The organism is uncultured Brachyspira sp. (assembly GCF_944390845.1).
Taxonomy (GTDB): Bacteria; Spirochaetota; Brachyspiria; order Brachyspirales; family Brachyspiraceae; genus Brachyspira; species Brachyspira pulli.
Genome location: NZ_CALXRM010000009.1, coordinates 13,015 through 32,170 on the forward strand (window position 1 = coordinate 13,015; position 19,156 = coordinate 32,170).

The window sequence follows — 19,156 nt, forward strand, 5'->3', positions numbered from 1 at the left end:
TATAATAGAATTATATATGATTATTGAATTATAACAAAATGAAAGAATGTTAATTTATGCTTAATAATCCACGAGTTGAAAAACAATTAGAAATCATATATAATTTAGTAAAAAATTATTTTTTAGTCATTTTGCTAAGTCAATTATTAAATTAAAAAAGTATAATAGAATTATATATGATTATTGAATTATAACAAAATTAGTGAGGAGTAAAATTAATAATGAATAATGATGTTATCAATATAGTATTTATATCTGATGATCATTATATTATGCCTACTTGTGTAGCAATAACTTCAATGATAATGAATAAAAATACAGATACTAAGTACCATATTTATGTTTTATTAGCAGAGGTAGAAAACGAGAATAAAAATATACTTGAGAATTTTGCCAAAAATAATAATAACAACTTTATCACCATAGATATTATTGTTAATGATAACAAATATAAAGATATTATAAATAGTGGTCATGTAAGTTCTGCTGCTTTATTTAAATTTGATATATCAAATATATTTCCTAATTTAGATAAAGTATTATATTTAGATTCAGATATAATTATACTGAAAGATCTTTCAGAACTATTTACAACAGACATTAGTAATTTTTATGCTGGAGTTATAAAAGATTTTATTGCTATTCAATTGAGAAAACATCATTTAAGATTGGGGACGGAATATTATTTTAATAGCGGAGTTTTATTGCTTAATACAAAAAAATTAAGAGAAGAAAATGCATCCGAAAAATTACTTGACTATAAATTAGCACAAAAAAAAGGTTTTATGGATCAGGATGCTTTTAATTATGTTTTTAATGAAAAAGTAAAATTTCTTCCTCATAAATATAATTATATGATTACCAATGACAATTATTTTGATAGAAAAGCAATAAATGATTTTTACGAATATGATTTATTAGATGATGATATAAATATATTGCATATAACATATAAAAAGCCTTGGGATAAAAATACAATATCATATAATAAATATTACGATTATTTTTGGCATTATTACCAATATACAAATTGGTTTAAAAATAATCCTATGGATTCATTTTTGACTATAGTAAAACAAAATAATAATGAAGTAACTGATAATTTAAATAAAGAAATAACTAAAATTAATGAACAAATCAATAAAATAGATACTAAAATTAGTCAGATAGATGATAGAATTAATAAATTGCATAATGAATTAGTAAAGATTAATAAGGAAAAATCACTATTAAGAAAAGAGTTATCCTATAATCAAAATTGGATAAAACTTTTTGGCATTTATAACGATGAACATCATATCTTTGTGTATTTTTTTGGTATTAAGTTGACTTTTAAAGTAAATGAGAAAAGTATTAATAAAATAGCATGGTGGATACCTATAAGAAAATGGCGTGATAATTTTAAAAATAAATTTAAGATTATGTAAAAAATAAAATATGTGTTTTTTTATGTTTATATTAATTTAAATATTCTTTATAAAATTTATTATTACTATGTAAATAATTTTATTTTAATTGATATTTTATTAATTTAAATATTATAAAATTTATATAACTAATAAAGTAGTAAAAATAAGTTTATTTGCATATTTATTGTAGTAAATATTTTTGTATAATAAATATACTATCTATTATATAAAAAATATTATATTATTATCTTACCGCATTTGTTTTGTCAAAATAGCAACCTAATATATAAAAACTTGAAAATAATTATAAATTATATATAATTTGTCGCATAAAGTCCTTAGATTACTCTATTTATCTTTTTAATATTTATAAGGATATATTATGAATAATATAGATGAAATAATCAATAAAATATTATGGTGGATACCTTTTAGAAAAAAAAGAGATTTTTTAAGAAATGAATTAAAAGAATCAATTAATAAGATTATAGAAAACAAAGATAAAATTATATCTGATAAAAATAAAGCTATAGAAGATAAAGATAAAATCATATCTGATAAAAATAAAGCTATAGAAGATAAAGATAAAATTATATCTGATAAAAATAAAGCGATAGAAGATAAGAATAGAGTTATAGAAGATAGAAAAAGAGTTATAGAAGATAAAAATAGAGTTATAGAAGATAAAAATAGGGCTATAGAAGATAAAAATAGAGCTATAGAAGATAGAAAAAGAGTTATAGAAGATAAAAATCGAGTTATAGAGGATATAAAAAAAGTTATAGAAGATAAAAATCGAGTTATAGAGGATAAAAACAGAGCTATAGAAGATAGAAAAAGAGTTATAGAAGATAAAAATCGAGTTATAGAAAATAAAAACAAAGTTATAGAGGATAAAAACAAAGTTATAGAGGATAAAAACAAAGTTATAGAGGATAAAAAAATATATTATGAACAATTAAATAAAAAAATAGAAATAATAAATAATCAAGTATCAAATACAAGTAAAGAATTACCAAAGCTGAAGAAAGAGATTTCTCTTTTGGATTTAAGAAATAAGGCCAGGATGCAAATATTATCATTAAGTAATAAAAAAATTATTGAAGAAAAGAGAAAAGAAAGATTAATAGTAAGTTTAACTAGTTTTCCTCAAAGAATATATGATATAGATGTTGTCCTTTTTTCGCTGTTAAATCAAACTATAAAGCCAGATAAGATAATATTGTGGCTTGGACAAGAAGAGTTTCCTAATTTAGAAGATGATATTCCTAGCCATGTACTTAGTATGACAAAATTTGGAATAGAAATAGAGTTTTGTAAGAATATAAGGCAATATAAAAAACTAATTTATGCATTAGAAAAATATCCAGATGATGTTATAGTAACAGCTGACGATGATGCCTATTATGAATATAATTGGCTTGAAAAATTATATAATGCTTATCTAGAAAATCCAAATTATATTCATTGTCATAGAGCACACAAAATGCAATTTGATGAAAACAATCATATTTTAACATATAATAAATGGATTCAGTGTATTGAAAGTACAAATACAACTCCATCTTTTATCAACTTTCCTACTGGTATTGGAGGTGTATTATATAAATCAAAATTATTATATAAAGATATATTTGATGAAAATTTATTTATGGAATTATGTCCTAAAGCAGATGATATTTGGTTTTGGGCTATGGCAGTTTTGAATGGTACTAAAATTAATGTGGTAAAAGATAATATTAATAGGCCTGTTGAATTGGGATATGAATATTATATAAATTTATGGCAAGTAAATGTGAAACAAAATCTTAATGATGTACAATTGAATAATGTTGTAAATTATTATGGTAATTTATTAACAAATAAAATTAACAATGAAATCTTGCCGTGAAAATTATTTTATGATAAGATTGTCAAATAAGTATTATATATAATAACTTTTCTATCGGAGTATAATTTTATGATCAAATTTAAAATAAGACCAGACCAGACCAGACCAGACCAGACCAGACCAGACCAGACCAGACCAGACCAGAAAAACTTATACATTCCTCTATAATAATACATAAACTTAAAAATTACAACCTATGCTGCATAATAAAAAAGCAGTATAGGTTTTTTTATTGCAAAATATTTATTAAGGATATATTATGAACAATATAGATGAAATAATCAATAAAATATTATGGTGGATACCTTTTAGAAAAAAAAGAGATTTTTTAAGAAATGAATTAAAAGAATCAATTAATAAGATTATAGAAAACAAAGATAAAATTATATCTGATAAAAACAAAGTTATAGAAGATAAAGATAAAATCATATCTGATAAGAATAAAGCAATAGAAAACAAAGATAAGATAATATCTGATAAAAATCGAGTTATAGAGGATAAAAACAGAGCTATAGAAGATAGAAAAAGAGTTATAGAAGATAAAAATCGAGCTATAGAAGATAAAAACAGAGCTATAGAAGATAAAAACAGAGCTATAGAAGATAGAAAAAGAGTTATAGAAGATAAAAATCGAGTTATAGAAGATAGAAAAAGAGTTATAGAGGATAAAAATAAAATCATATCTGATAAAAACAAAACTATAGAAGATAAAGATAAAATCATATCTGATAAAAACAAAGCTATAGAGGATAAAAATAAAACTATAGAAAATAACAAAAAGATAATAAATAATTTACCAGCTATTGTTCTTAATAGAACAGTAGAACTTTTTAGTATTGAAAAAGATTTAAATAAACAAAAAGAAATATTAGAAAAAAATCTTTATTTGATAGAAATAGAGATTGCTTCATATTGTAACAGAACATGTTGGTTTTGTCCTAATTCAATAGTAGATAGGCATACAAATAATATAGAGCTTGAAGAAGAATTATATTTAAAAATCATTAATGATTTAAAAGAAATTAATTATTCTAATAAGGTTAGTTTTCATAGATTTAATGAGCCTCTTGCTAATAGAGAACTTATTTTAAAGAGAGTAAAGCAAGCTAGGGAAGCTTTACCTTATGCTGATTTACAAATTTTTACTAATGGAGATTATTTAAATAGAGATTATTTATATGAATTGAGAAAAGCAGGGATAAATACCATCATAATGTCTTACTATTCTAAAGAAAATAATCAATTTGATGTAGAGAATATAATAAAACCAGCTATGGAGAAAAGAGCTAAAAAATTGGGTTTAGAATATAATATACTTTTTTATAATAACAAAGAATATACGATAAAATTTGATTATTATGATTTATATTTTATTTATAAAGCAAGAAATTTTGAAGAAATAGGAAGTGACAGAGGCGGAAGTATTAATAGCTCTCATATTAGAAAAGAAAATATTAGAGATTATGGCTGTTTTTTTCCTATTACTGATTTATATATAGATTATAATGGTTTAGTAATGCCTTGCTGTAATATGAGAAGCGATTTAGAAATACATAAGCCTTATATACTCGGTGATATTCATGATAATAATTTATTTGAAATATTTACCAGTGAAAAATTTGTGAATATGAGAAAATATTTATATTCAGATACGGTTAAGCATGGTCCTTGTGAACATTGTATTTTTAATACGGATAGCCGTCTTAAAATGTTAACTAATAGCAAATAATAAACTGTTTTTTAAACATTTATAAATAATTAAGTTTTGTTTATTTTTAGTTGAATGTTTTTTATGAATAGTTAAAAGCAAAGAATAAATTATGTGTTATTATTTTATATTTGAAATATATTTATCATAGGTATTGATAGAATGATAATATTATTCTTAAATATATTTAATATTAGAGATATAATTTTTCATCAAATAAAAAATTAGTGTAGTTTAATATTTTTATAAAAATATGATTTTTTAAGGAATACTTAGTTGTAAGTATTCCTTTTTTTGTTAAATTATAAATTTTTTTTACAAAAAATTATTACTATTTTTTTTATTATTGTTTTATATTTCGTACTACAATTTGTACAATAATAATATATAAAAAGGATAAAAAATGAAAAAGGTCTATTTACTACTAATTGCATTTGTATTGTTGATTTCTTGCGGCGGTCAGAAAACTGATGATGCTAAAAATGCAGCAGCAACTGATGGAAAGCAGACTTCAAAAACTTTTGAAGGAGATTTTGTATATTTTGCTGATTCTGCAGTATTTACAGATTATGCTACTTCAAGTAATTTCCAAGTTGCTACAGAAGGCGAATATTTAAATCTTGAAAGAGAATTTACTAGCTTTAATTTCGCTGAACCTACTAAAGTTAACTTGAAAGTTGAAGGTTATTTAGAGGAAAGACCTGGTATGGAAGAAGGAACTACAGCTACATATTTAATAGTAACAAAAATTATAGGCTTTGATACTAATAGAACTACTTCATTGTTCTAATTTATAATCATATAATTGAAAAATGTCGGAGATAATTAATTTTATATCCGGCATTTTTTATTTGCATTAATATTTTATAATATTTCTATCAATAAAAATCATATATACCTAAACAACTATATTTTGTCATAAATAGTTTTTTTGAATTTTAAATATCTGCAGGGCTTTGCCCACCGCTCTGCGTACTTCGTAACACCCCACTTCTTTTGCCGATTAGGCACCTACTTGGTGGTGGCACAAAGAAGCTTATATCCTCAACAAGCTCGGATACGCTTCGCGAAGGACTATATTTTAGCTTAAATTAATAACCTATATTACATGTAAAACAATTTTAGTATGATTTAGTACTAATTTTATACTTGCACTTTCGCGTAGCGTATCCAAGTTTATCGAGGATATAGGTTCTTTGACGCTGTCCGCCTGCGACCGAAGGGAGTACCTTTAGGTAGGCGTGCGGCGGGAAAAAGAACAAGAAAAAATTGACAAACTTAAAAATTTTCAGTATATATCAAAAAATAATATTTAGTATTTACAAAAATACTTATTAACATATAATCATAACAAAATATATAATTTCAGGGTATAGTGAGTTTATGAAAAAAAGTAATATATTAGTTTGTATTATATCGTTTGTTGTAACCTTAATTGCATTATTAATCATGAATTATTTCAATAATAGTGATCCTAATACATCATTAAGTACTATTAATATAATGAACATTAATTATAAAGATTTAAGAGATTATGCATTAGATGGATATTATATAGATGGCTATAAAGAAAAAGAACAAAAGACAAAAGAATTATTGAAATCAAAATATATTACATCAAGATTAAAATACAGAGCTAGTTTAATATCACATTTGGGTGAGGAAGAAATAGTTATAAATGGTATTGATATAAAAAATGATGAAGAAGTTTTTAATATTTTAAAAGATTCCACATTAGATAATTTTGATGCAAATAATTCTATAATAATAAGTAAATCGATAGCTTCTGTTTTAGATGTTAACACTAATGATACAATAATATTAAAGGCTATTACAAAAACAGGACATTATAATGCAGAAGAATATACTATTATAGAAGTGTCTGAAAAATTAGATTATAATTATGCTTTAATAGATATTGATAATTTGAATTCTTTTGTAGGCTTAGAGAATTGTGCTACAGAAATGTATATTAAACAAAATATAAGCGAAGAAGATTTATTATTTTATGATAATGATATAAAAAATATATTTGGAGATGATTTTAGGATATATTCAAAGGAGGATATTATAGGTGAGGATTATAATGCAAATAAAAATAATAAAAAGATTCATATATATATAATTTTGACGTACTTATTTGTATTATTTTCTATTTACATGTTTATAAACTCTTATAATATTTCTAATTATAAGCAATTTATTAAATCTAAATTATTATTTTCTTTTATTGGATTTTTAATATCATTTGTTATAGATATTTTAATTACAAAGTTTTTATTAAAATTAGAAGTTACATTTAATTTTCTTTATATTATAATTTTGGTTATAAATTTATTAACTGTTATATTAGCTAATATTAAATATTCTATTTTAGAATGGATGTTCATAGAGGGTGGAGAAGAAGAATTAAAGCCTATTAGAAATAAAAATATACTTATGATGTGCGGTATAGTATTTACTTATGTGGTTATTACTTTAGTATTATATTCATCTTTTTTTGGCTTTATAAACAAAGAAGCTAATAATGATAATGTAGAAAATATTGTTAGAATAGTTAAGAATAATACATCAGAAAATACATTTTTGTTTAATGGATCTTTATCATCAAGCAATGATAATTTAATTAATATTTTGTATAAAGATATTGAATCTTATGATCAATATGCCGATGTTGAAAGAGTATTAACTTTTCCTGTAGGTGTTGTAATAAGAACTGGAAGTATAGGATCAAGAGTTTATACTTATGAAAAAAATATATTAGAAAATGGTATGGTAGTTTCTAATATAATAGTTGAAGGTGAAATGTTTGAAACTCCAAAAAAAGAAATTCTTATAGGTAAAGATTTGGCAGCTTATTTAAATATTAAAGTAGGTGATGCATTATCATTGATTGCTAAGGCTTCAAGAGGTTGGCTTGAAACTTCTTATTTTTATGTAAGCGGAATATATGATTTCAAAGATAAAAATTATGATATTATAGGAGATATTACTTCAATGTCTAATTTCATCTATTTAAAAGAAGGTGATAAGTCTCCATATAATGAAAGTATATTAGTGTTTTCTGATAATAAAGATATTTATTCATATTTAAATAATAGTTCTTTTGTAGAAAATTATAATTTGAATATTATCAATTTTAATGAAGAATATTATACAAATTATAATTATTCATTAAAAAATATTATTTTTGTATTTATAGTAATTTTAGCATTATCATTGGCGCTATTAATATCATCTTTATTATCAATTTTTTATAGAAGATTATTAAAGTTTTCACATATATCTGATAGAAAACTTGTTAACTCATCATTTATAATATGTTTGTTATCATCAATTATAATTTCGGCTATATTAATAATAATATTTTGGCCTTTTATTTTTAGTTTCTTATTGTTTGTGATGATAATAGTAGCATTGTCTTCTGTATTGTCTGTTTTGATAACTAATTGTAATGCTGAATAATTTTAAGGATTTGAGAATGAAATTTTTGCAAAAGATATCTAAAAGGAATAAAATAATATTTTTAGCAGTTGTTATATTTTTTGTATTTTTTAATTTATATATGTATATAACTGCACATTCTATAAGAGTAAGATATATAACTTTAGAATTTGAAGATTTGCCTAAAAGTTTTGATAATATGAAAGTTGCTGTGGCAGCTGATATGCATGCAGGACTTTATATACCTGAAAGTCAGATTAAAAAAATGTCATCTATGATAATGAATGAAAAACCAGATATGATATTATTTGGAGGAGATTATATATATAGTGCACCTCATAAATTTAGTCATTATGATAAAGGAAATACAGATAAATTTAATAATGGAATAAAAGGATTAGAAGCTAAGTATGGTAAGTATGCAGTTTTAGGAAATCATGATAATTGGGAAAGCACAAAAGATGTTTCTAATGCTTTATATTTTAATGGTTTTAAGGTTATGGATAATAAACTTTTATATATCACTAATGAAAGCAATGAATATATATCTATAGGCGGGGTAGGTGATTTTTTAACTGATAATGTTAGGTTTGATATTGCAGTTAGCAATGTTAAACCGGAATATTTCCATATACTTTTATCTCATGAACCTAATATACCTTTAAAGAGAGCTAAAGACGGCGGATATTCTAAGTCTATAGATTTCTTTTTCTCAGGACATACTCATGGACTTCAAATAAGTTTTCTTCCTATGTGGGTATGGGAAGGTTTAAATAAAAATAGAGAATATCCTTTGTTTGCTGCAATTTACGGACTTATGAATTATGGCAATATGAAAGTGTATGTTACTTCTGGAATAGGAGCTGTTTTATTTCCTTTAAGATTATTTGCTTATCCGGAAGTTGTAATTATAACGTTTAAAAGTAAATCTTAAATAATCAAATAAAAAAAGAGGCTTATAAGTTTTATACTTTTAAACCTCTTTTATTTTTTATGAATATAAAATTCTAATTAAATTAAAATAGTTTTGTATAGAAATGACAATAAGGCATAGAACCTTTTTTAGCATAATAATCTTGATGATAATCTTCAGCTTCATAAAAATTCTTATATTCTCTTATTGTTGTTGCCACATCGTAATTTCTATCTCTTAACATACTAACATATTTTTCTGCTATTTCTTTTTCTTCTTGAGTTTGATAGAAAATGGCAGATAAATATTGAGAACCTATATCAGGACCTTGACCGTTTTTTTGAGTGAAATCATGAGTTTCAAAGAATAGTTTTACTAATTCTTCATAAGTAGTTTTTTCAGGATCATAAGCTACTCTAACTGTTTCTAAATGACCAGTAAGACCAGTACATACTTCATAATATGTAGGGTTTATTTTATGTCCTCCAGCATATCCGCTTACAACTGAAATAACGCCTTTAGATTTTTCAAACCAATACTCTGTTCCCCAAAAACAGCCTGATGAAAAATAGGCATATTTTATATTTTCTGGCATAGCTGTATTTTGCTCCATTTTATCGTCCTTATTATTAATATTTTGACTATTGAGTTTTTCAGAACAAGATATTATTGATAATAAAGACAGTACTGCTATTGTAATTTTTTTTATCATATATTTGAACTCCGTATTTTTGATTATTCTTTATTACCTAATTTAATTATTTATTTGCATCATTTTCATTAGTGAATTTTTTTACAAAATTTAAAGAGACTGAATTAATACAATATCTGGTTTCTTTTTCTGTAAATCCTTCATTATAAAATACATGTCCCATATGTCCGCCGCAATTAGCACATATTACTTCTATTCTATGTCCATCTTTTACTAATTTTATATTTTCTTTTATAGCATCATCAAAACTAGGCCATCCGGTTCCTGAATCAAATTTTGCTTCCGAATGAAATAATGGTGTAGAACATATTTTACATACATATACACCATCTTCTTTTATATCTAGTAGTGCCCCTGAAAAAGGTGATTCTGTACCTTTATTTATTAACACATGATATTCTTTTGCAGATAATTCTTTTTTTGTATTAGTACTGCCCTCACAAACAGAATATATCTTTTCGTCATCTTCTTTATCACAAGATATAAGACTTATTATTGTTATTATAATTATTAAAATATTTTTTTTCATAATTTTATTCTTTATCTATGTATTTTTAAAGGGAAAGAATAAGCTGTTCTATCCTTTATATCAAAAATATTTCCAGTTGTATCTATTAACCTATAATCAAACATATGTGTAAATTTTTTGTATTTAATTTTTGCAGGTAATTGAATAGATTCTATATTTCCGCTATATGAATCTATTCTATATAAAACCATAGCATCAATTTGACTATTTGATAATTTCTCTTGAATTATAGCTGGAGTATCTAAATATATTTTATTGTCCTCTTTAAGATAGAAAAATCCTCCGCTGTAATGATTCAAAAATGATAAAAATTGTATTTTCCATATTATTTTTGTTCCATTGCTGTATAGTGATATAGACGTTTCATGATCTAATAATAATAATTCTTCAGCATTAGCATGGAAAATTTTTGAAATTTTTATATCAGAATACCCTATAAATTCTTTAGTTTCAGTTAATGTATTAAAATTAATATGGTTAATTACTTTATTTTCTGTAATTGAAGGATATGTAAATACTATTCTTTTTTCATCAAAACAACCGCTTCTTATAAAAATATTCTCTTTTAAAGTATGTACTACTTTTTTTGCTTCTATATCATAGATAAATACTTTCATAATGTTTATATCTCTAGCTCTCATAATGATATATCTTGGGTTAGCAGTAAAATTAGCTTCATATACATATAGATTATCTATTTCAAGTAATATTTTATTTGTACCAATTTCTATTATTTTAAATACATTATTTTGACTGTCATTACTTGTAACAGATATTGTCATTACTTTTGTACCGTCTAATGATAAATCTATAATAGAATATGATCTAGCATTTTTATGAAATGTTCTGCATATATCTAATTTAAAATCATACAAAAAACTATTACAGCTTCCTTTATAATAAGGCGTAAATATTCCTTTACTTGTTTTTTGATCAATATAAATATAATAATCTTCTTTATCAATTTCATTATATATTACATTTTGTTTAGATATCATTTATTGACTCCTAATTTTTTATTTTCACTAACATCATTGGTTCTATTTTATTTTGATTTTTATTTTCTAATACAGCAAAATTATCATATATTTCTATAACCTTAGCTGTACCTACTAGAGTTTCAACATTTTTATAATATCTGTATTTATATAGCATTTCACTTGTATACCATACATCACCTTTTTCATTACTTCTGACTGCCATATATCCTCTATTATTAGTTGTTATTGTATTTGGAATTTTTGGTATATTACTGAAATTAGATGATACAGTTATTTGATTTTCCGGCATATCTAATATTTTATCTACTTTATAAATATTAAATTCAGCACCTTTAACTATGTTATTTTTTTTACCAAGATTTATATATATTTTATTTTCTTCTATTCTTGTGACTAAACCTATTAGAGGCGGATTTCCTAAAAATTTTGATATATTATTAGCAATTTTATTAAATGCAACAGCTGAAGCTCTTCCTAAAGCAGTTTCTGTAAATAAAGCATCTTCAGAAGAATATACCTCACTATTACCAGGAAGCGTGTAAGTTCCATTATCTGTAAATGACTTTACTACTCTTAAAGTATTTATATCAATTAAATCTACTTTAAATTTTACATTTGCAGTATCTTTCCTGCCTTTTTTTAGAGTAAAATCTAAAATTTCACCAGTTATCATATAATCTGAATTAAAAGTTTCTTTTATAAATTCAGAAGCCAATTGCAAATTTGTCTGCATTGTTTTATATGAAAGTACAATGTCATAAGAACTAAAATATGATATTAATAAGTCATAATCAGTAACATTGAACATTTTTGTATTAATTAATGAGTCTTGTAAAACTCTTGGCATTCCATCATCAACATTATATTCGCTTATCCAAGCTTCATTAGTTGTGGAAAAAGGCAGCATAGTTATTGTAATAGAAAAAAGATTTATACTATAGAAAAGTATAATAAATAATACAATTTTATATTTAAACATATATCAATAATCTTTAGTTATTTCTTTATCTTTTTTTGGACTACGATATGACATTAAAGCATTTATAGATATTAATGATAAAAGTATTCCAAAAATAAAAAATATTTTTCTAAAAAAATTCATAATTAATAAATTACCTCTAGTTTATAGTATATTATAATACTCTAACAATTTCAATAGTTAACATAAAAAATATTATATGATTTATCTTTTGATATTTAAATATGTTTGACAACTTAATTAACATAATATATTATATATAGATGACAAATTATAATAAAAAAAATATAAATGATGAGAAAGCTCTTAGGACCATAAGTCAGGCTAATAAAAAAGCTACTATGCTGGTTCTTTTTTCAGGCATTCTTATAGCATTTATTATAGGTTTTATATTTTACTATTTCTTTGTTAGTAAATTAAATATAGCTAAAAAAAATGATGAGCCTTTATATTTTGCTGTTTTGTTTATAGATGATGATAAAGAGATTTACGGTTCCTATGTCGGCATCATATCCAGCTTACATAATAGAATAGGATTAATAGGTCTTCCTAGAAATATAGCTTTATGGGAAAATGTTGATTCTCCGCCTGTACCTTTAGATATGCTGTATAAAAGCGGAGGAGAAAATGCAGTTTTTAAGGCTATAGAAAATTCTGTTGATAAAAAAATAACTTATAGAATTGCTATTGATAATAATCAAATTTCTGATATTATAGATTTGATAGGCGGAATCAAGATGTATGTAGAGGAACCTATCGAATTTAAAGACGAGGAGAAAGGATACGAACTTTCATTTGGAATAGGCGAGTGGTTATTTACAAGCAATAAAGTAATATCATATCTGCATTATTTGACAATGAATGGATATGAAGATATAGAGACCTTGTACAGACTTGAAGATGTAATTATAAATTCTGCAATAGGTTTAATACAAAGTCCTCAGCTTAGAAATATTATTCATTCTAAAGATATGAGAAAAGTTATAGCTTCTAAAATAAAAAGTAATTTAAGACCTCCAGATGTAAAAGCATTTTTAGATATACTAGCAAACAGCAATGAAAGAACATTGGTTATAGAAAATATAGATGCAAGAGTTGATGATAATGGAATTTTAACACCTATATTTGAAGGAAGTGCATTCAAAAAACAGATGAATGATTTAACTTTGTATGTTGAGCTTAAAACACAGAAAAGTGAATTAAATAATGAAGATGTTAGTTTGAGTGTATTAAATGCTACAACAGTTGCTGGGCTTGCTGACAGAATAAATATTAGAATGCGTTACAGAGGTTTTGCGGCTGGCGAATATGGAAACTTTATTACAAATTTGAATGAAAGTGTTGTACTTATTAGAGACGGTCAAATAGAAAAGGCATTTATGGTGGCTAATGAAGGCCGGGTAAGCCGTGTATATGCCAAAACAGACAGAAGAGTATTAAATAATGCAGTATTAATTTTGGGGAATGACTATTATGAAATTACACAATAATGAAGAAAATATTAATGAAAATCAATCAAATACTAAAAAGAGAAAATTTATAGATAGAGAAAAAGCTAAAGAATTAACTTTAAAAGCAGCTAAAGCCTTAGATGATAAGAAGCTTGAAAATATTGTTATATTGGATTTAGACGGAGTAACAACATTATCAGATTATTTTATATTAGCAACAGCTTCTTCTTCGCCTCAAATGAAAGCAGGATCAAATGCAGTTTATAAAGAATTAAAAGAAGATGGTGTAGTACCTTATGCCGAAAATGATAATGATCCTGAGTCTCTTTGGTATTTAACAGATTATGGATTTTTAGTAGTTCATATATTTACTGAAGAAGGCAGAGAATATTATGATTTGGATAAATTATGGCATGAGGCTAAAAAAATAGATATGAATTAAATAAAATAAGGAGTGTATTATGAAGAAAATTACCATAATTATTTTATCTGTTATGTTAGTATTTGCTAAACTTTCTTTTGCTGAAAGCGGATGGCAATTTGGTTTAATGATACCAATAGGAGCTAGTTTTGGTTTCTATGATGTTAATTTTTCAAAAGATGCTACAGCAGATTATATAAATAATTATAGAAAAAGCAGCGGTACAGTTGGTTTTGATGCCGGAGTAAATATACAGGCAGGATATTTGGTATCAGATGGTGATATAGGAATAAGTTTATTAGCTGATTTAGGATATGCTCATGATTCTTTTGGATTAGGCAGTACTTATGATCAAAATGGTGTAAAAGTTAAATCAAAAGAATATTATACTTTTGAGAATTTTTCTGTAGGTATACTTCCTAAGTTCCATTATAAAAATTTTGCTTTTGGTTTAGGTTTAGGTGTAAAAATACCTTTATATTTAACACATTCAACAGAAATTGTTGAAAATAATACTAGCACAAAAACTTATGGCTATTATGGTGTTTCAAAAATAGATGATATTATGAAAAATAGTGTTATTACTTATGTGAAATTAACTTTTGACTATTCTTTCTATGTTCATGAAGATGTAGCACTTTTAGTTGGAGCTTATGTTGGAACAGATTTTGGTATAGATTTGAGAGGTGCTGAAAAAGTTATGGTTGACAGCAGAAACTTATCATCATTTGATTTAGGTGTACAATTAGGTTTAAAAGTTGGACAGGGAGTATTTGATTAAATAAATCGATATTTATAATAATTAATATTTGCAAAAAAATATTAACTATGTTATAATTTATAAACTAAAATGCTTAAGTGCCTGTAGCTCAATTGGATAGAGCATCAGATTGCGGTTCTGAAGGTTGGAAGTTCAAATCTTCTCAGGCACGCTTAACTTAATACTAGGAGAGATGTCCGAGCTGGTTGAAGGAGCACGATTGGAAGTCGTGTGTACGTAACAGTACCGTGGGTTCGAATCCCACTCTCTCCGTATATATGTTTTTTTTGTTTTACATCTCTTATAACGGGGTTCTACGGCAGTTGATGATGAATCCGCCAGGTTCGGAAGGAAGCAACGGTAAGTCAACCCAACTGGGTGCTAGTTCTCCTGTTATAAGGGGCTTTTTTTATTAATTCCTTTTATAAATCCCTTTTTAATTATTTTTTTATATTTTTACTTGTTAATATCTTGACAAAAACAATGTATTTTTATACAATGTATTATTATATTGTTTTTAGGAGAATTTTAAAATATGGCTACTAAAAAGAAAGAAACTGCTGAAGTAAAAAAAGACGGTAAAGCTGAAGCTATTGAGGCTATTACAGATCAGATAAATAAAAAATACGGACAAGGCTCTTTTATGAGACTTGGAAGCAATAAAACAGTTAATGTTGATGTTATTTCTACAGGAGCATTAACTCTTGACCATGCTTTAGGTGTTGGAGGAATACCAAGAGGAAGAATTATAGAGATTTACGGACATGAAGCTTCTGGTAAAACTACTCTTACTCTTCATGTTATAGCAGAGGCACAAAAGGCTGGAGGTTATGCTGCTTTTATAGATGCTGAACATGCTCTTGACCCAGTATATGCTAGTGCTTTGGGTGTAGATATTGATAATTTATATATTTCTCAGCCAAACAGTGGTGAGGAAGCTTTGGAAATATTAGAGAAAGTTGTGTCTTCTACAGCTTTTGATATTGTTGTTGTAGACTCTGTTGCTGCACTTGTTTCTAAGGCCGAACTTGCAGGTGATATAGGCGATGCTCATATAGCTTTACAGGCTAGATTAATGAGCCATGCGTTAAGAAAACTTACTGCTATAATAAGCAATACTAATACAGCAGTAATATTTATTAACCAATTAAGACAAAATATTGCTACTACTGGTTATGGTGCTGGCCCTACAGAAACTACTACAGGCGGTAAGGCTTTGAAATTCTATTCTTCTGTAAGACTTGATATAAGAAGAACTGAATGGATAAAAAAAGGCGATGATACTATAGGACATAAAGTTAAAATAAAAGTTGTTAAAAATAAATTATCATCTCCATTTAAAGTAGTTAATTTGGAAATAATATTCGGTAAAGGTATATCATCAGAAGGTCTTTTAATAGATTTAGCTATGGAAGCAAAAATCATTACAAGAAGCGGTGCTTGGTTTTATTATAATGGTGAGCAGATTGCACAAGGTAAGGAAAAGGTTAGGGAACTTTTAGCATCTGATCCTAAAATGCGTATGGAACTTGAAATACAAATTAGAGAAACATTGAATATGGGCGGTGTTGATAAAGTTAAAGAAAAATTGGCTGAATATTTAGAGGAGCAGAAAAACGGCGGTGCTAAAGATGCAGCAAAAGAAATCAGCAATGATGATGAAAATGCTGAAGCCCCAGTATCAAAGAAAAAATCTAAAAAAGTAGAAGAAGACGAAGAAGAAGGCTCTCTTTTGATGAGTGATGAAGAAGCTTATTCAGATGATAATGATGATGACGATGAAACATACAGCGATAATGATTTTGAGGATACTATTGTAACTCCAGTTAAAAATTAATAAATTTTTTATAGATTATTAAAAAAGGCCTTTCTTTTGAAAGGCCTTTTTATTTATTAGTAAATTCTCTTAATAAAAAGAATGTACATATTTTTATAAAATGGTATAATATATCCTTATATAAAAATTATAATATTGAATGTTTTTAAATGAAATTAATAAAATTTTTGATTGTTTTTTTAATATATATTTTTGTAATATTTAAACCTCTTTCTGCTCAGACTAATATGCAGGCTGGTCTTTATATAGGTGTGGATTTGAACGGACGTTTCAGCCCTTATTTAGACGGAGGCGGAAGAATATTACTTTTTTACAGGTTTATATCAGATGTATTTCCTGGATATATTTGGGAAGGTATAAAAACCGATGTTGGAATAAGCGACCATATTAGTGCTGAAATGAATAGGCTTACAATATTTGTTAATAGTTCTATTTCAGAGTATTTTAATATAGATGCCAAAATTTCTATGCTTAATTATTACCTATCTTATGCCAAAAGAGGATTTGCTAATTTTGATAGTGTAACTTATGGTACTAATTGGATAGAAAAAGCTCCGAAAACTTCAAATTTATCTTTTGAGGCAGAAGTAATGCCAACATTTAAGGTAAGTTTTTTGAAATCTTTATTTGAAGGCAGAGGAATAACATTGCAGGCAGGACTTGCTTTTAAATATGTGTATAATATGCATGGAAAATACCATTTAGATTATGATTTGCTTTTGATTAGAGATCAGAATGATATATCTTATAAACTTGATACAATGGTTCTTTTTGATTTGCTTCCTTTAACAGTTGGTATTAATTATATGTTGGCATATATGAATAATACTAAACAATTATGGCATTCTATAGGAGCTTATGCTCATTTCCAATATGAGTTTTTAAATAGGATATATACAGAAGTAAATTTAAGAATAGGGCAGTATATATCACATCCTCAATATTCCGCAAGATTGTATTTTGATATGAATGCAATGCTTACTTACAGAATATTCTGATTATCTAATTTGTTTTATCAATTTGCAAATAAGTTCAGCTTCATTTTTTTGTAATGTAGGATATATTGGTAATGATATACTTTTTAAATATGCATTTTCTGTATTAGGGTAATTTTCATTAGGCAAATTTAAATATTGATGTAATGGTTTGAATATTGGTCTAGCCACCTCTACATTATGACGTTCAAACATTTTTATTACATCATATACATTCATATTACCATTAAGCATACATACATATCTATAATATGAAGGGCTTTCACTGTCATGAGTTGATAATTTCATTAAATTACTTTCTAATATTGCATTGTCATAAAATGAGGCAATATCAGCTCTTACTTCAACCATTCTTTCAAGATGTTTTAATTCTTCTATACCTATTGAAGCTTGTAAGTCTGTAGCACAATAATTGAATCTTTTTATGAAATTTTCTTTTTTATCATAATGAATTATATCTCTTATAGAATCCATACCTTTTTTCTTTGTAAGTATCATTCCGCCTGCACCGCCTGAAGTAATCATTCTAGTTGCAGAAAGAGAAAAATATGCAAAATCTCCAAAACTTCCAAGCAAAGTATCCCTATACTTTCCTCCTAAACTATGAGATGCATCTTCTATAACAGGTACTTTAATATCTACAAGTTCATCAATTAAAGCACAATTTCCAAACATATGTGAAACTATAATAGCTTTAGTTTTTTCATTAATAGCTTCTATAACATTATCCATAGAAATTTGGAAACTATCTTCATCTATATCTATCAAAACAGGTGTAGCTTTTAAACTTGTAACTACTTGAAGAGGAGAAGCATTTAAGAACGATGACATTATAACTTCATCTCCTTCGCCAACTTTTAAATGTCTTAATATAAGCTCTAATGCAGCAGTTCCGCTATTAACGAATATAGCTGTAAAACCTTTTCCAAAATAATTAGCAAAAGTTCTTTCAAATTCTTGTATAACATCTCCAGTAGCTAAATTATCGCTAATCATAACTCTTAAAGCTGATTCTAAATCTTTTTTTCTTATAGTTGGTCTTGAATGTCTAATCAATTTAATGCCCCGTAATGATAAAATATGATTAATGATGATATCATAAAATG

The 19,156-nt window shown here is 25.5% G+C and carries 16 protein-coding genes, 2 tRNA genes and 1 other RNA gene; 14 read left to right on the plus strand and 5 right to left on the minus strand.

The features are described 5' to 3' along the window. The first annotated feature begins 221 nt into the window (after window positions 1-221). The 6 genes from Q0K52_RS03060 to Q0K52_RS03085 all read left to right on the plus strand — a co-directional run bounded on the left by Q0K52_RS03060 (window position 222) and on the right by Q0K52_RS03085 (window position 9,386). The gene (locus tag Q0K52_RS03060) at window positions 222-1,427 is read left to right on the plus strand and encodes a glycosyltransferase family 8 protein (RefSeq protein WP_297296340.1); all 1,206 of its coding nucleotides are present in this window, start codon (window positions 222-224) and stop codon (window positions 1,425-1,427) included. Window positions 1,428-1,791: 364 nt separating this feature from the next. Continuing rightward, entirely contained in the window at window positions 1,792-3,300 is a 1,509-nt protein-coding gene (locus Q0K52_RS03065) for a glycosyltransferase (protein ID WP_297296342.1), read from the plus strand. A gap of 259 nt (window positions 3,301-3,559) precedes the next feature. Next, window positions 3,560-5,029 carry an SPASM domain-containing protein gene (locus tag Q0K52_RS03070; RefSeq protein WP_297296345.1) on the plus strand — a complete coding sequence of 490 codons (1,470 nt, stop codon included), beginning with the start codon at window positions 3,560-3,562 and terminating at the stop codon, window positions 5,027-5,029. Between the two features lie 382 nt (window positions 5,030-5,411). Then, the gene (locus Q0K52_RS03075) at window positions 5,412-5,798 is read left to right on the plus strand and encodes a copper homeostasis protein (RefSeq protein ID WP_297296347.1); all 387 of its coding nucleotides are present in this window, start codon (window positions 5,412-5,414) and stop codon (window positions 5,796-5,798) included. Between the two features lie 593 nt (window positions 5,799-6,391). Further along, on the plus strand, window positions 6,392-8,473 hold the full coding sequence (locus tag Q0K52_RS03080) for a hypothetical protein (RefSeq protein WP_297296349.1): 2,082 nt from the start codon (window positions 6,392-6,394) through the stop codon (window positions 8,471-8,473). A gap of 16 nt (window positions 8,474-8,489) precedes the next feature. Next, the gene (locus Q0K52_RS03085) at window positions 8,490-9,386 is read left to right on the plus strand and encodes a metallophosphoesterase (RefSeq protein WP_297296351.1); all 897 of its coding nucleotides are present in this window, start codon (window positions 8,490-8,492) and stop codon (window positions 9,384-9,386) included. Between the two features lie 82 nt (window positions 9,387-9,468). On the opposite strand, the gene msrA is transcribed toward Q0K52_RS03085, so the two are convergent. Genes msrA through Q0K52_RS03105 form a run of 4 tightly spaced genes read right to left on the minus strand, consistent with a single transcriptional unit; the run spans window position 9,469 to window position 12,586 of the window. Further along, complete coding sequence (msrA, locus tag Q0K52_RS03090) at window positions 9,469-10,077, minus strand: peptide-methionine (S)-S-oxide reductase MsrA (RefSeq protein WP_297296353.1); 609 nt, start codon at window positions 10,075-10,077, stop codon at window positions 9,469-9,471. A gap of 46 nt (window positions 10,078-10,123) precedes the next feature. Further along, the gene (gene msrB, locus Q0K52_RS03095; protein WP_297296355.1) at window positions 10,124-10,606 is read right to left on the minus strand and encodes a peptide-methionine (R)-S-oxide reductase MsrB; all 483 of its coding nucleotides are present in this window, start codon (window positions 10,604-10,606) and stop codon (window positions 10,124-10,126) included. 11 nt (window positions 10,607-10,617) lie between these two features. Next, window positions 10,618-11,604: a hypothetical protein gene (locus tag Q0K52_RS03100; RefSeq protein WP_297296357.1), complete on the minus strand. Its 987-nt coding sequence runs from the start codon at window positions 11,602-11,604 to the stop codon at window positions 10,618-10,620. 10 nt (window positions 11,605-11,614) lie between these two features. Beyond that, a complete protein-coding gene (locus Q0K52_RS03105) occupies window positions 11,615-12,586 on the minus strand; it encodes a hypothetical protein (protein WP_297296359.1) in 972 nt (323 codons plus the stop codon). 263 nt (window positions 12,587-12,849) lie between these two features. Here Q0K52_RS03105 and Q0K52_RS03110 point away from each other — a divergent pair, with 263 nt between their 5' ends. The 8 genes from Q0K52_RS03110 (at window position 12,850) to Q0K52_RS03145 (ending at window position 18,053) form a co-directional block, all read left to right on the plus strand. Continuing rightward, on the plus strand, window positions 12,850-14,076 hold the full coding sequence (locus tag Q0K52_RS03110) for an LCP family protein (protein WP_297296361.1): 1,227 nt from the start codon (window positions 12,850-12,852) through the stop codon (window positions 14,074-14,076). Beyond that, on the plus strand, window positions 14,060-14,479 hold the full coding sequence (gene rsfS, locus Q0K52_RS03115) for a ribosome silencing factor (protein WP_297296363.1): 420 nt from the start codon (window positions 14,060-14,062) through the stop codon (window positions 14,477-14,479). Before Q0K52_RS03110 ends, rsfS begins: the two co-directional genes overlap by 17 nt. A gap of 19 nt (window positions 14,480-14,498) precedes the next feature. Next, entirely contained in the window at window positions 14,499-15,239 is a 741-nt protein-coding gene (locus Q0K52_RS03120) for a hypothetical protein (RefSeq protein ID WP_297296365.1), read from the plus strand. 77 nt (window positions 15,240-15,316) lie between these two features. Continuing rightward, window positions 15,317-15,390 (plus strand) — tRNA-Arg (locus tag Q0K52_RS03125). 15 nt (window positions 15,391-15,405) lie between these two features. Beyond that, window positions 15,406-15,491, plus strand: a tRNA-Ser gene (locus Q0K52_RS03130). Between the two features lie 31 nt (window positions 15,492-15,522). Continuing rightward, window positions 15,523-15,617: signal recognition particle sRNA small type (gene ffs, locus Q0K52_RS03135), an RNA gene on the plus strand. A gap of 136 nt (window positions 15,618-15,753) precedes the next feature. Then, a complete protein-coding gene (gene recA, locus Q0K52_RS03140; RefSeq protein WP_297296367.1) occupies window positions 15,754-17,055 on the plus strand; it encodes a recombinase RecA in 1,302 nt (433 codons plus the stop codon). A gap of 149 nt (window positions 17,056-17,204) precedes the next feature. After that, window positions 17,205-18,053 carry a toxin A gene (locus tag Q0K52_RS03145; RefSeq protein WP_297296369.1) on the plus strand — a complete coding sequence of 283 codons (849 nt, stop codon included), beginning with the start codon at window positions 17,205-17,207 and terminating at the stop codon, window positions 18,051-18,053. Here Q0K52_RS03145 and Q0K52_RS03150 read toward each other — a convergent pair whose 3' ends face one another. Continuing rightward, on the minus strand, window positions 18,054-19,106 hold the full coding sequence (locus tag Q0K52_RS03150) for a DegT/DnrJ/EryC1/StrS aminotransferase family protein (protein ID WP_297296371.1): 1,053 nt from the start codon (window positions 19,104-19,106) through the stop codon (window positions 18,054-18,056). It abuts the gene before it with no gap. Window positions 19,107-19,156: the final 50 nt, after the last annotated feature.

Coding starts and splice junctions, on each gene's coding strand:
- Q0K52_RS03085 (WP_297296351.1), top strand. CDS start 8,490: ATGAAATTTTTGCAAAAGATATCTAAAAGGAATAAAATAATATTTTTA.
- Q0K52_RS03120 (WP_297296365.1), top strand. CDS start 14,499: ATGAAGAAAATTACCATAATTATTTTATCTGTTATGTTAGTATTTGCT.
- Q0K52_RS03070 (WP_297296345.1), top strand. CDS start 3,560: ATGAACAATATAGATGAAATAATCAATAAAATATTATGGTGGATACCT.
- Q0K52_RS03075 (WP_297296347.1), top strand. CDS start 5,412: ATGAAAAAGGTCTATTTACTACTAATTGCATTTGTATTGTTGATTTCT.
- rsfS (WP_297296363.1), top strand. CDS start 14,060: ATGAAATTACACAATAATGAAGAAAATATTAATGAAAATCAATCAAAT.
- Q0K52_RS03065 (WP_297296342.1), top strand. CDS start 1,792: ATGAATAATATAGATGAAATAATCAATAAAATATTATGGTGGATACCT.
- msrA (WP_297296353.1), bottom strand. CDS start 10,077: ATGATAAAAAAAATTACAATAGCAGTACTGTCTTTATTATCAATAATA.
- Q0K52_RS03100 (WP_297296357.1), bottom strand. CDS start 11,604: ATGATATCTAAACAAAATGTAATATATAATGAAATTGATAAAGAAGAT.
- Q0K52_RS03060 (WP_297296340.1), top strand. CDS start 222: ATGAATAATGATGTTATCAATATAGTATTTATATCTGATGATCATTAT.
- Q0K52_RS03145 (WP_297296369.1), top strand. CDS start 17,205: ATGAAATTAATAAAATTTTTGATTGTTTTTTTAATATATATTTTTGTA.
- Q0K52_RS03110 (WP_297296361.1), top strand. CDS start 12,850: ATGACAAATTATAATAAAAAAAATATAAATGATGAGAAAGCTCTTAGG.
- Q0K52_RS03105 (WP_297296359.1), bottom strand. CDS start 12,586: ATGTTTAAATATAAAATTGTATTATTTATTATACTTTTCTATAGTATA.
- msrB (WP_297296355.1), bottom strand. CDS start 10,606: ATGAAAAAAAATATTTTAATAATTATAATAACAATAATAAGTCTTATA.
- recA (WP_297296367.1), top strand. CDS start 15,754: ATGGCTACTAAAAAGAAAGAAACTGCTGAAGTAAAAAAAGACGGTAAA.
- Q0K52_RS03080 (WP_297296349.1), top strand. CDS start 6,392: ATGAAAAAAAGTAATATATTAGTTTGTATTATATCGTTTGTTGTAACC.